5 protein-coding genes are annotated in these 13,747 nt (G+C 72.5%); all 5 read right to left on the reverse strand.

Features of this window, described 5'->3' with window-relative positions; translation table 11 throughout:
• Positions 1–7 precede the first annotated feature (7 nt).
• The 5 genes from K7C98_RS39915 to K7C98_RS39935 all read right to left on the reverse strand — a co-directional run bounded on the left by K7C98_RS39915 (position 8) and on the right by K7C98_RS39935 (position 13,510).
• Positions 8–964 (reverse strand): ADYC domain-containing protein, encoded by a 957-nt coding sequence (locus K7C98_RS39915; protein WP_224197185.1) that lies wholly within the window; start codon positions 962–964, stop codon positions 8–10.
• Positions 965–1,188: 224 nt separating this feature from the next.
• Positions 1,189–5,055, reverse strand: coding sequence for a protein kinase domain-containing protein (locus K7C98_RS39920; RefSeq protein ID WP_224197186.1), 3,867 nt, complete (start codon positions 5,053–5,055; stop codon positions 1,189–1,191).
• Positions 5,056–5,148: 93 nt separating this feature from the next.
• Positions 5,149–5,640 carry a hypothetical protein gene (locus K7C98_RS39925; RefSeq protein ID WP_224197187.1) on the reverse strand — a complete coding sequence of 164 codons (492 nt, stop codon included), beginning with the start codon at positions 5,638–5,640 and terminating at the stop codon, positions 5,149–5,151.
• A 632-nt stretch (positions 5,641–6,272) separates the two neighbouring features.
• On the reverse strand, positions 6,273–9,758 hold the full coding sequence (locus tag K7C98_RS39930; protein WP_224197188.1) for a UvrD-helicase domain-containing protein: 3,486 nt from the start codon (positions 9,756–9,758) through the stop codon (positions 6,273–6,275).
• A gap of 800 nt (positions 9,759–10,558) precedes the next feature.
• Positions 10,559–13,510, reverse strand: coding sequence for a PD-(D/E)XK nuclease family protein (locus tag K7C98_RS39935; RefSeq protein WP_224197189.1), 2,952 nt, complete (start codon positions 13,508–13,510; stop codon positions 10,559–10,561).
• Between the last annotated feature and the right edge of the window lie 237 nt (positions 13,511–13,747).

Below are 13,747 nucleotides of genomic sequence, written 5' to 3' on the forward strand. Positions count from 1 at the left end.
GCGCGGGTCAGAGCGCGTTGGCCTGGGTCATCAGCAAGCCGCCGAACTCGCTCGGGTCGCTGGTGGTGCAGTAGGGCAGCACGCCCTTGCCGGCGGCCACGCACTCGGCGATGACCGTCGCCCGGCTCCACGCGGCGCGGCGCGGCGTGTTGAGGCAGACGGCGCCGTCGGGGCCCCACTTGGCCTCGACCGGCCAGACCGTGCCCGGCTCCTGGATGCTCCACTTGTCCGACACGTCGATCGGGTTGCCGTTGACGGTGTGCGTGGTGCCGTTGCCGCAGTAGTCGGCCCGGATCATGCGCACGCCGGCCTGGTGGGCGTCCTTCAGCGAGGTGCCGCCGGCGGTGCGCCACGGCGCGTAGCCCCACTCGACCGCCTTCGCCAGCGCGGCGCCGCGGCAGGCCCAGGTGAACGCGTCGGGGTACTCGAGGCGGCTGCCGGTGCTCTCGTCCCAGGCGAACTGGAGCGCGATCGCCTCGGTCGGGTTGCTGGCGCCGTCGCGGCACAGATAGTCCCACGTGGTCTCGTCGACCTGATAGCGCACGTCGTTGAAGTAGATGTCGGGGTCGGTGCTGCTCTGCACCACGCCGGCGATCTTCAGCTTCTTGTGCTCGTAGTTGCCGGGCGCGATCTCGTAGTCGAAGTCGTACTCGGCGTCGACGAGGTCGGCGCCGGAGCGCTGGATCGAGTCGAGCAGCGCGCTGATCAGGCTGCCCGCGGTGATGGCGAAGTTGGTCATCTCCGACGAGTTCACCCGCATGCCGTTCAGCCGCAAGCCGTTCACCCGCATGCCGTTCACCCGCATGCCGTTCACCCGCATGCCGTTCACCAGCGGCCCGTTCAGCTCGACGCCGTTGTCGACCACCTCGCGGAACGTGATCCTGTCGTCCACGGGCGTGCCGGCGTGCGTCTGCTCGACCGCCCCGTCACACCCGACGAGACCGACGCACAAACCCGCGACCATGAAAACATTCCTAAAACCCGAAAACATCGATGTCCCCCTCCCAATCGGCCGGACAATCCGGCCTCACCCTCCCTTCATAACGCGGGCGCCGCGAATTTTCGAGGCGAAGCGGGGCCGCGAAATCTTCGCGCCGTGCCCTCCGGGCGCCCGCCCGCGCCCCATCAATTGGCGGCCCGACACGCGTCAGTCGCGACGACGATCGCGGCTCCGCGCCGACGACCTCTTTACGATCCGCTCGTCGGCTTTCTGTCCGCAATCGCGACCGCATCGGTCGCGATCGAGGCGCAGACTCGCAACCCCAGCGTCGATTCGCGGACGGCTTTCGCCCACGGATAGCGGTTGACCGAGCGGCAGGTCACCTCGTCGTAATAATAGGCCCCGCCGCGGATGATGCCCTCGTCGTCGGCGAGGGACGAAGCCGTCCACTCCCACACGTTGCCGACCAGATCGTCGACGCCGAACGGGCTGCGCGAGGCAGGGTGGGCGCCGACGACGTCGGGACCGACGTGCTCGGCGACGCGAGCATAGGTCTCGTCGTAGTTGGCCTCGTCGCGCGTGATCGCGTCGGCGTGCGGGAAGTTGCGGGCGTCGGCGCCGCGCGCCGCTCGCTCCCACTCCCACTCGGAGCAAAGCCGGGCTCCGGGCACCCGGCCCGTGCGATCGAGCCAGGCGAGGTAGGCCTGCGCGTCGTCCCACGAGATCGCCGAGACCGGCATGTCGAGCCAGTCTTGCTCGACGAGCGCCTCGCGACCGGCGTACTTGAGGGTCTCGCCGACGCGCGCGACATATGTCGCCTCGCCCGCTTTCATGACGAGGCGCCAGCTGTCGTCGATCGGCTCGAGCCGGACGCCGCCCTGGAACCTGTCGGCTTCGACCCCCGGGGTCCGCAGCGCTCGCTCCGTCGCGGGCAGGTCGTCGAGGAAGGCGATCCACTCGCGATAGGTGGTCTCGCGCCGGGCGATCACGTAGCTGCCGGTGACGACCTCGTGCTGCGGCGCGGCGAAGAAGAACTTGCGGCGGATCGTGTCCTCGTCGGCGCTGCCGAACTGCGACGCACCGGCGGCCACGAACGCGAAGCCGGCGGGGATCGCCGCGGCCGGGGGGATGTCGAGCGCGAGCCGGCGCTCCTCTGCGCGCCGCAGCAGCACCGGGTAGAAGATCGGCTCGCGGTCGGCGATCTCGATCTCGAGCAAGTACGAGCCCGCCGCCAGCTCGAGCGGCGCGACCGGTGCCGGCCCCAGCTCGCGCGGGTCGACGAGCACCCAGCGGTGGGCGTCGTCGCGCTCGTAGCGCGACAACTTCACGCGGGCGGCGTCGGGCGTGACCGCGACCGACAGCGACGCCGGCGCGCTCCAGCGGGCCTGCCGGCTGCCGTCGTCGTAGAGCTTGAGGCGGGCGATCAGCTCCTCGGCGAGCTCGGGCTCGTGGCGCTCCTCGGCCAGCAGCGCCCGCTCGTACAGCGCGTCGGCGACGAGCCGCCGCGCCTCCGCCTGCGCCGGGTCGAAGCCGAGAGCGACCTCCGAGGCCATGATCGCCTCCTTGTACGTGCGGTCGGCCTCCTCGATGCGCTGCTGCGTGCGCGCCCACTCCTCCTCGCCGCCGGGCACGTCGCGCGCGTCGAACTTGCGCATCGCCTCGACCCGGCTGGTCTCGGCCGCGAGGTCGTGGGCGTGCGCGTCGGCGAACGCCTGGCGCGCGCGCGCCAGCTGGTCGTCGACCTTCGCCGCGAGCGCGCGCGCCTCCTGGATCTTCACGCCGGTGAACGCGAGGCCGGCGACGAGCGGCAGGGTCGCGACCATGGCGCGGCGCACCCATCGTCGTCGCCGCTGCTCGGCCGCGCTGGCGGCGATGAACTCGCGCTCGCGCGCCCGCAGGCTCGCGGCCTCGAGCTTGTCGGCCTCCATCAATTGCTCGGCCGTCCACAGACCGATGCGGCCCTGACCGAGGCGCTGCCACTCGACCGCCGCCTGCTCGAGGCGATGACGGATCTCCCGGGACTCGCGCTCCTCGTTGATCCAGCGCTGCAGCGTGCCCCAGTTGCGGATCAGCGCCTCGTGGGCGATCTCGTGGACGGTCCCGTCCTGGGCCTCGCGGGCGACCACGAGGCGGCCGCGCACCAGCGCCTCGAGCGCGGCCTCGCTGGCGGGGTCGCTGCTGACGAGGTCTTCGAGCGGCAGGCTGGCGCGCGTGTCCTCGATCGTGACGAGGCGCATCAGCAGGCGCCGCACGGCGATCCGCTGCGACGGCGGCAGGCCGGCGACGACGTTGTCGGCGTGGCGCGCGAGAGCGCCGGTGACCCGGCCGATCTTCTCGAGGTCGTTGGCGGTGATGATCTTGCTGCCGGCCTCGCGCGCCTCCCACAGCTCGGCCAGGGCGAACTGCAAGAGCGGCAGGCTGCCCTCGACGCCGGCCTGGATGACCTCGTCGACGAGGCCCTCCGACTCGAAGTGCACGCCCTGCAGGCCCGCCGGGCCGACGATCGCCTCGCGCATGCCCTCGCGCGTGAGCGGCGTGAGCAGGTAGACCGCGGGGTTGATGAACGGGCCGAGCAGCGGCAGCGCGGCGGCGCGGGTGAGGAAGTCGCCGCGCACGCTGGCGAGCAGGCGCAGGCTGGGCACGCCGGAGGCGAAGGCGGTGAGGAAGCGGCCGAACGGCTCGACCTGCGGCGCCTCGCTGAGGGTGACGAGCTCCTCGAGCTGGTCGATGAAGAGGATGAAGCCGCGGTCCTTGCCCTGCCGGCGGGCGAGCAGGCGCACCAGGCCCTCGGGCTCGCCCATCAGCAGCGTGCGCAGGGCCTCCTCCTTGAGCGTGAAGTGCGACGCGAGCGCGGACACCAGCGTCTGCAGCGGGCGCCGGCCGGGGATCATCGCCACGCTGCTCCACGTGCGGCCGCCGACGCCCGGCGGCTCGCTCGCTTGCGGTAGCACGCCGGCGCGGCACAGCGACGACTTGCCGACGCCGGAGTCGCCGGCGACGAGCACGAACGACTGCACGCGCAGGCGGTCGACGACCGCGCGGACCTCCGCGACCCGGCCGAAGAACACCGCGCGGTGGCGGGCCTCGAACGCCTGCAGGCCGCGGTACGGGTTGCCGTGGATGACCTCGGCGATCGGTCCGGTGGTGAGCAGCAGCTCGAGCGCGGTGCACAGCTCGTCGGCCGAGGCGAAGCGGGCCGCCGGCGAGCGCGCCAGGCAGCGGTCGATCAGCTTGGCGAAGCGGCCGTCGACGCCCGGGGCCACGTCCTGCAGCGCGCGCGGAGCTGTCTCTTGGGACAGGCGCGCGAGCTCGAGCGTGCTGCTCGCCTCGAGCGGCGGGTGGCCGGCGCAGAGGATGTAGAGCAGCGCGCCGAGGGCGTAGATGTCGGAGCTGCGAGTGGCCGGCTCGGCCCGCCACAGCTCGGGCGCCATGTAGTACGGCGTGCCGACGATGACCTCGGAGCTCTCGTCGTCGGCGGGGGAGCCGGCGAGGCGCCCGGTCATGGTGCTGTCGAGCTGGGCGACGACGTCGACCCTGGGGCTGCCGTACTCCTGGGTGTCGCCGTTTCGGCCGTAGAGGTCGATCACGGCGGGCAGCGGCGTCTTGGCGTCGGGCCGGAGCTTGCCGGGGCCCTGCGGCACCAGCTTGGCCAGGCCGAAGTCGAGGAGCTTGACCTCGCCGAGCTCGTTGCGCATGACGTTGGCGAGCTTGATGTCGCGGTGGAGCACGCCCTGGCGGTGGGCCGCCGCGAGCCCGCGGGCCAGGCCCACCGCGATCGTCAGCGCCTCCTGCCACGGCAGCGCGCCGCGGATCTCCGACAGCGGCTCGCCGCGGACGTACTCGGAGATGATGTAGAGCCGCCCCTCGAGCTCGCCGATGCGGTGGATCGCCATGACGTTCGGGTGGGCGATCCGGGCCGCGGCGCGCGCCTCGATGACGAACCGCTCGCGCGTGCGCGGGTTCGCCTCGCGGGCGTTGATGAACTTGATGGCGACGGGCCGGTCGAGGATCGTGTCGTGGCCCAGGAACACCACGCCCATGCTGCCGCTGCCGAGCACGCGGACCAGGCGGTACTCATCGAACTGCTGCGGAAGCGTCCACTCGCCAGTGTTCATCGGTCGAGCGTCGACCCCTCCATTTATCGCTTCGGCGATGCTGACAAGTATATACGGCGGACCTCGCGTTCAGAGCCCTCGTGGGCCCTCTGCTCACCCGCCGGCGCCGGCCCCTCCGGGCCATGCGCCACTCGCGGATGCGCCGCTGCGGGCGTCGGCACCGGACACGTGCACCTGACGGCGGCCCTCGACCTGGTACAGGAATTCGAGCGCGGCGTCGAAGCTCGCCCCCTCGCCGACGACCTGCACCACGATCTTGCCAGCCCCCGCGCCGATCTCGAGCACGAGCCGGCGCGTGGTGCCGTACAGCAGCATCAACAGCAGCGCCACGCCGAACAGCCCGTAGGTGATCATGCGGTCGTACTCGAGGGCGGCGATCCCGAGCACCGCGGTCACGGCCGCCAGCCACAGCAGCCACGGCAGATGATGACGTCCCAATCGCACCCATTGCACCGCGTCGACCGGCATCGACGTCAGCGCCGCCGACGAGCCCTCGCGCGCGTCCTGCCAGACCCGGTGGGATGTCAGCGTGATGTCCCGCCAGGTGGAGATCAGGTGCTCGCCGCGCAACAGCTTGCGGTTCATAACGGTCGCGGCATGCTACCGCCGCCGCCAGGAGCGAGAAAGCGCGGCGGCCCGGCCCGTCGTGGTCGGTCCTCCTCGCCGCTCGTCGGCGCCGACACTGCTGACCCTGCTCGCCGGCAAAGCGCCCGTACGAGCCGCCTGCGCCGCATCTGCGGGCCCTCCGGCGCGCGCCGCCGAGCGGCCGCGGCTGCCGTCGCGTCCGGGTCGACCGCGGCGCTCGCGGTTGCAGCTACATCGGTCGGCGACGGCGCAGCTTCCGCAGACAACGATCTGTCCGCGACCCGGCGAGCGACGCTGGCGCAAGTGCGGTCCGAACGGATCTTCAGTCATCCGCTCAAGCACTTCACCAAGAGCGACGGATCCCGCCACGACCTGTGGTTTCCGTCCTTGCGAGGTCGAGGCCCATCCACACGTCGATGCTGTCCGCGGCGCTCGCCGAGGCTGCGGTGGAGCGCAAAGTTCGCGGGCCGAGCGTGATCGCTCCTGGCGCTGGGGACAGGTCGATGCGAGGAGATCTCCTGCGCGCGCGCGGCAGCGAGGCCGGCAGGCGCGGGCCTACGCAGGCCTCTGCGCCGGCAGAGCTCGCCAGGCCGTAGCGCTTTGGGACATGTCCGAACGGTAACTTCGAGGCTTCACACCGCGAGCACCACGTCGGCGGCGGGGAACAGCAGGACCGCGTCGACCTGCTTGCGCTCGAGGCCGGCCTGCTCGGCCGCGGCGGCGCGCCAGGCGGACACCGCCTCGCGGTAGAGGCGGGCCCGCTCCTCGGCCTCGGCCAGCTTCTCGATGTTGTCGAGGCAGAGGCCGTAGACAGTGGCCTTGCGGACATGTGCTTCGGAGCCTGTCTGTTCGGACAGGTCGAGAACGAGGTTGGGATCGAGCTCGAGCACGAGGCGGGCGATCTCGCCGGTCTGGAGGGCGCCGCCGTCGAGGCGGGCGAACGGGACCTGCCGCTCGACCCGCAGCGCGTCCGGGTCGCGGTCGCCGCGGGACAGCGCGGCGCGCAGGTTGGGGCCCTCGAGCACGCGCAGGAACTCCTGCACGCGCGCGCGCACCCACGTCTCGTCGCGGCTCGGCGCGGCGGCGCGGACGATCGCCTCGAGCTGCGGGGTGCTCGGGCGGAACTCCTCGAACCACGCGATCTCGGCGAACAGCGCCCGCATCGCCGCGCCCCAGTGGCTGAGCGGCGCGTCGGCCAGGTGCATGTGGTCGGCGACGGTGCGGCCGGGGTCCTGCGCGAGCACGGCGGCGCGCACCAGCGGGCCCTGCGACGGCAGGAAGCTCAGGCTCGGTGGCTCGCTCGCGGTGTCGCTGCTCGCCGGCCCGGACGGACGCGGCGCGCCCGTCGACTCGAGGTGCGGGTCGGAGGGGTCGACGACGCCGGGCGCGACGTAGGCGTGCGGCGCCAGCCAGCTGCGGTCGCCGTGCTCGAACAGGACGCTGTCGGGCTCGACCGGCCCCTCGTGGAGCGCGTGGATCAGCAGCGCCGAGGCCCGCGCCGGCGCGTTGCGGCTGCCCTCGTTCGGCGGGTCGACGAGCATGAACAGGCCCTCGCGCGCGCGCGTGACGGCGACGTAGAGGAGGCACAGGCTCTCGTGCGCCAGCCGGTCGATGTGCTGCTCGAAGATCGGGCGCAGGTCGTCGAACTGCTGCCACATGTCCTTCGAGACATGCCGGGCGATGCGGATCACCGGGCCGGCGTCGCCGTCGCGCTCGTAGACGACCTTGAGGGTGCGCGTCGAGGCCAGCTCGGTCTCGAGCTCGGGCAGGATGACGATGTCGAACTCGAGGCCCTTCGACTGGTGGACCGTCATGACCTGGACCGCGGAGGCGGCCGGGTCGGCGACGGGGCGGGTCTCGACCATGGCGACGAACTGGTCGCAGCGGAGGGTCCGCCGCTCGTCCCACACCTGGGCCAGCTGGATCAGCTGCATGCAGCGGCGGTACTGCCGCTCGTCGACCTGCGGGGCGATCGCGCGGATCCACTGCTGCAGCGTCGGCGCCAGCCCGTCGCTGGCGATCTGCCGGCGCACCCGCGCGGCCACGCGGCGCTGCAGGTTGCGGTCGTCCTTGTCGAAGCCGACCACCTGTCCCAGAGGACTGGCGAAGACGTTGTAGCCGGCGATCGAGTGGTCGGGGTGGTCGGCGAGGCGCAGCAGGTCGAGGATCGCGTTGACCGCCGGGGCGTCGGTGAGCGGGCCGCCGCCGCGGCCGGTGGCGGGGATCTTCAGGCGGGTCGGCCCGAGCTCGTAGAGCACGCGACCGACGGCGCCGTTGGTCCGCAGGAGCACGCCGATCGTCTTGCCCGGGTGGCGGTGGTACAGCTCGGCGACCAGCGCGGCGGCCTCTTGCAGGCGCAGCGCCTGCCGCTTGCCCTGGTCCTCGCAGCGACCGACCGCGCGCAGCTGCACGTAGCCGGGGAGCTTGCGGGTGGTCGTGTGCTGCTCGAACTCGGCGTCCCACCGCCGCGTCGCGTACGGGTAACGCAGCAGCGACGGGTTGTCCTTGAGGTCGGTGAAGATCTTGTTGACGACCTCGATCACCGCGGGCGACGAGCGGAAGCTGGTCGCCAGGGTCTCCTTGTGCAGCACCTGGCCACCTGGCCGATGGAGCAGATCGTCGAGGCGCGAGAGGATCTCCGGGCAGGCGTTGCGCCAGCCGTAGATCGACTGCTTGACGTCGCCGACGCAGAAGAAGCTGCGCTCGTCGGTCGCGTACGACACCGTCTCGTCGACGATCGGCCGCAGCGCGTTCCACTGCTGGATGCTGGTGTCCTGCATCTCGTCGAGGAGGACGTGGCGCAGGCGGGCGTCGATGCGGAAGCAGATCTCGTCGAGGTGGCCGGACAGGTCGGCCTGGGCCAGCGCGACGGTCAGGTCGGCGAAGGTCAGGACCTTGTGGTCGCGCTTGACGCGGCGGTAGCAGCTGTCGAACAGCTGCAGCAAGGTGCAGGTGGCCCGCGTCTGCTCGATGACGCGGCGGCGGAACACCCCGCGCGCGTGGCCGAGGAGCCGGCGATACGCGAACACCGTGGTCGGCGCGATCGGCTTATTGTAGTAGACGAGCTCGTTCTCGGCGACCTTCTTGGCCAGGCCGGTGGTGAAGAACTCCATCCAGTCGTCGGAGCTGCCGGTCCGGCACTGCTCGGCGCGCTGGCAGTCCTTGGCGTGGGCCTCGATGCCGCGCTTGCCGAGGTCGGTCGGCACGGCGAACTTGAGCGCCGCGATCGCGTCGTCGAGCTCGGCCTCGCCGAGCACCGGCTCGGGCGCGATGGCCTCCCACGCCGAGGTGTCCTGGGCCTCGCGGTAGAGGTCGTAGAGCGAGCTGACGGTGTTGTCGATGGTGTCGGTGACCGCCCGCTCCGAGCTGCCCTCGGTGAGCGAGGCGAGCAGCTCGATGATCGCCTCGGTGTCGCCCTCCTCGAGCATGAGCCCGATCGCCTCGCGGCGCAGGCGGAACGCCTCGTCCTCGTCGACGATCCGCGCGTCGGTCGGCAAGCCGAGCTCGAGCGAGAAGCAGCGCACGATCGTGCCGAAGAAGCTGTCGAGCGTGCGGATCTGCAGGCGGTGCAGGTTGTTCGCCAGGCTGGCCAGGAGGTCGAGCACGCGCGTGCGCGCGAGCTCGCGGTGGAGCCGGTGGCCCAGCTCCTCGCGCTTGGCGGCGTCGTCGGCCGCCTCGGCGAGGGTGCGCAAGATTCGGTCGCGGATCTCGCCGGCGGCCGCCCGCGTGAAGGTGCTGGCGAGGATCGAGTAGGGGAAGGCGCCCCGGCTCAGGATCTGCAGGTAGCGGTTGGTCAGCTGGTAGGTCTTGCCGGAGCCCGCCGAGGCGAGGATCCGCATGTGCTGCAGCTGATGCCCGCCCGCGAGCCGCGGGTCCGGCGGCAGGTCGAGCGCGGCCTCGGCGACCCGCTCGGCCTCGGCGATCACCGCCAAGACGTCCTGCCGCGGGGCGGGCGGGCTGTCCTGGCGGACATGGGCTCTGTCCGCGGGGACAGGACGGCCGGCGCGCTCGCGGCGCGGCTCGGGCGCGACGGCCACGAGGCTGTCCGCGAGGACAGGCGGCTCGGGCACCAGGCCGTCGGCGAGGGGCTCGCCGGCGGCCGGGCCCGGGCTGTCCACAAGGACATGCGGCTCGGGCGGGAGGTCCGACGAAAACACGGGCTCGTCGCCCGGGTCCAGGGCGGGCTCGTCAGCGAGGAGGCTCCGCGTGTCGGCGAGGGCATGCGGTTCGCGCGTGTCCGTGTCCTCGAGGACATGGTGCTCGTCTGCCCTCGGGGCCGAGCGCCCGACCGGCGTGTCCTCGAGGACAGGTCGCTCGAACGACGGCGCGTCCGCGGCCGGTGCCCTCGCGTCCGCGGGGACCGGTTGCTCGCGTGTTCGCGCTCCTGGAGGGGCCACGGGCGCGCCCGGGAGGATCTGGTGCGACAGCGGTTCTGTGGGGACTGCGCTGGTGTCTGTCGAGACAGGTCGCGACCGCGCCTCCGCGGCTACTTCTCGCGTGTCCGCGGGTGCAGGTTGCGACCGCGCTTCTGCGGCGACGGGTCGTGTGTCCGCAGGGACAGGTTGCGATCGTGCTTCCGCGGCGACGTCTCGCGTGTCCGCGGGGACAGGTTGTGACCGCGCCTCCGCGGGGGCAGGTTGCTCGCCGCGTGCCTTCGCGGGTTCGCCCTTGCGGCCGCGCTTGCGCGGCTCGGGCGCGGGGGGCTCGGGCGCGGGCGGGGCCGGGCGTGCGGCGGCCTCGGCGCTGCGGGCGAAGGCGCCGGCGACGGCATTAAAAAGGTCGCGGGCGGGGCGGGCGACCTGGCGGGGGGCAGCGCGGTTGCGTCTGGCCTTGCGGACAGGTGGTGGAGCCCCTGCCTCGGCCTCGGGTTCGCCGAACAGCCACAGCGATCCGGAGCGCGGCGGCTTCTCGGGGTCGCTCACGCCTCGGTCTCCAGGTCGTCGGCGCCGCCGAAGACGCGGGTCTGGCAGATGTTGGCGTAGTCGTCCTGATAGCGGGCGGCGAAGTCCGCCATCATGTCGAAGCGGCCGGCGCGGACGCTGCGGACGATGTCGCGGGCGGTGCCCACGGCGTCGTCGAGGTCGGCCGGGGTCCAGCGCGCGACGTGCAGCGCCTCCTGCTCGGGCTTCTTCGGCAGGTTCATGTAGGCCAGCTGGACCGCGCCGGTGTAGCCGTGCTGAGCGGCGAGGTGGTGGTAGAGCGGCAGCTGCAGGTCGCTCCACTGGCTCGCCGAGCCGCGCGCGGCCCGGTGGGTCTTGTCGGGGCTGTGGCCCGACTCGCTGGTCTTGTAGTCGATGATCATCCACGAGCCGTCGCGGACGTTTTGATCGATGCGGTCAATCTTGCCCTTGATCCGCATCGGCGGCTGATCGGGGATCTGCAGATATGTCGCTTCGGGCAGCTCGAACTCGCAGCGGCGGATCTTCCACCCGTCGGCGCGGCGGCGGGCCTGGTGCGGCGCGAACGCGAGGAGCCGCTGCCGCAGGCGGGAGATCTGGATCCGGATCGCCGGCAGCGGGCGGGCGCCGTAGGTCGCGCGGGCGCGGTCGTCCAGAACCTCCTCGAGGTAGCGGGCGATCTGCTCGGGGTCGGTGCTGTCGGCGACGGCCGGGTCCTCGCCGAAGCGCTGCAGGACGTCGTGGGTGAGGTTGCCGAACTGCAGGGCGTCGAGCTCGACGGCGCTGTCGTCGACGAGGCGCAGGCGGCGGACGTACTTGAGGTAGTAGCGGAACGGGCAGCGCAGGTACCAGCCGAACTCGGTCACGGTCATCGCCGCGGGCTCGACCGGCGGGCCGGGTTCGGGGATCCGGAAGCCGGAGGTGGCGCCCGAGGGCGGGGCGCCGTACGGCAGGGCCCAGCGGCGCGCGTGGTTCGGATCGCACAGGCGGAGGATCCGCGACGGCAGCAGCTCGAGGTCGCCGGCGAGCAGCAGGCGCGAGGGCGTGAGCGGCTCGCCGTCGGCGGCCTGACGCCCGGCGATGAAGGTGCACTTGACCCGGCTGCGGCGGATCGCCTCGATGAGGTAGGCGTCGCGGGCGTAGCGGCGACCGTTGCTGAGCACGCCGAGGTGCTCGCGCAGGCCGTCGGGCAAGAACGCGTCGGCGGTGACGGCCTGCGGCACGGCGCCGTCGTTGCACCCGGCGAGCACCAGGACCGGCGCGGGGTCGTGGTGCAGCTCGAGCCAGCCGAGCATCTCGATCTGGCCGGAGCGCGGGTCCTCGGGGACGCGCAGGCCGCCCAGCTGGGCGAGCACGAGGCGCAGCGCGGTCGGACCGTCGACGTCGGGCTGGAGGCCGGGGGCGGCGCCGGTGAGGCTGCCGAGGTTCTTGGCGATCTCGATGCAGGTGTTGGCGACGCGGGCGTCGCTCAGCGCCTTGGCGTGGACGTCGAGGTGGCCGTAGGCGTTGCGCAGGACCTCGAGGATCGGCTCGAACCACTGCGTCAGCGGGCGCCGGTCGCCGACCAGCGGCGAGTACAGCTTGGCGACGATGTCGTGGAGGATCTGCATCCGCCGCGCGGCCTTCTCGTCGCCGAGCCAGGCGCTGCCGAGGTCGTCCTGCAGGTGCTCGGTGTGGTAGCGGTCGAGCACCGTCAGCCACTCGACGATCGTGTGGTCGTCGGCGGCGACGTCGTCCTTGCTGTCTTTTGGGGCCTGTCCTTCGAGACCTGCATTGAAGGGCACGTCCTCGGGGACATGCTCGACGGGCTTGGCCTCGGCCCACTCGGGGGCGGGGCCGGCCGGCGGCTTGGCCTTGCCGAGCAGGCGGCGGACGAAGCCCTCGACGTCGGGGTGGCGGACGAGGGCGGCGAAGGCGAAGAAGCGGGGGTCGCGGACCCAATCGAGGCCGGCCTGCAGGAGGCGGAACGGGCGGCCGTGGCGGGCGAGCAGGCCGCGAGGGTCGTGGACGGCGATGTCGGCCCACTGCCCGGCCTGGGTCATGGTGGGGGCGAGCTTCTCGTCGCCGAGGCCGATCGTGACCTCTTCGGGGCGGTAGGCGCCGCCGAGGTCGGCGAGGCAGCGGATCACGGCCTGGGCCTGGTCGGCGGGGCGGTCGGCGATGATGAGCTGGTCGTCGGGGATCTCGATCGGGCGACCGGACCAGAAGTTGCGCTCGACGCAGCCGTCGACGTCGAAGCCGGCGGCGAACGACTCGGGGGCGTGGATGAGGGCGGTGGCGCGGTCGCCGTAGGCGCGGACGATGGCGCGGTGGACCCGCGCGAGGTCGACGACGCCGACGAGCACGAGCTGGTGGTCGGGGTCGACCGGGGTGGCGCCGTCGACGAGAGCCGCGATGACCTCACGCCGGCGCTCGTGCGGACAGACGCGGTCCTCGCGGGCCAGGCGCTCGCGGTAGCGGGCCTCGAGGCGCTCGAGCGCGGCCCAGCGGTCGGCCTCGCGCTCCATGTTCATGCGCGCGGCGACGCGGGCGACGTCGCGGAGCGACAGCAGCTCGGCCGAGAGCTCGTCGACGACGCCGGCGACGGTGCCCGCGAGCTCGTGCCAGGCCGGCCAGTCGTAGAAGTCGGGCCGCGTCGGCAGGAGCGGCGCGATGTGCTCGGGCCGAGCCTCACGCAGGACGTGCATCCACGCGAGGGTGCACTCGAGGGTCGAGGCGGTGCGGGCGTCGCCGGGGACGAGGAGCTCGGCGAGGGCGCCGGGCGTCAGGACCTGCGGCGGGACCAGGCGGAGGCCGCGCTCGGCGCATTGCCGGAGGAGCAGGTGCAGCAGGACGCGACCCGCGCGGGCCCCGGGCAGCACGCAGCGGACCGCCCGCAGGTCGCAGCGGCGACCTTCGGCGTGGCGCTCGATGAGCCAGGCGGCGGCCGCCGGGAGCAGCGGCCCTTGCCAGTCCAACCATTGACGCTGCATGGGCCTCGTGCGGAGACAGGCAACCTAATAAACGCGAGGGGGGCGTGCAAGGGCCGCGGGACGCCGGAGATCACTCGAGACCGCGGTGGGGGCTGCTGGATCCATCGGCCAGGTGCGGCGGCCCGCGCGAGGGCCGGAATGGCGGCCGATCGCCGGAAATTTCCGGTTTCTCACGGGCCTCCGCCCGATCTGCCGAAAATTTGACAACCGCCGCGTCGGCGCCGTAACCGGCCTCTC

It is taken from the genome of Nannocystis pusilla (assembly GCF_020073745.1).
In the GTDB taxonomy this organism is placed as follows: Bacteria; Myxococcota_A; Polyangia; order Nannocystales; family Nannocystaceae; genus Nannocystis; species Nannocystis radixulma.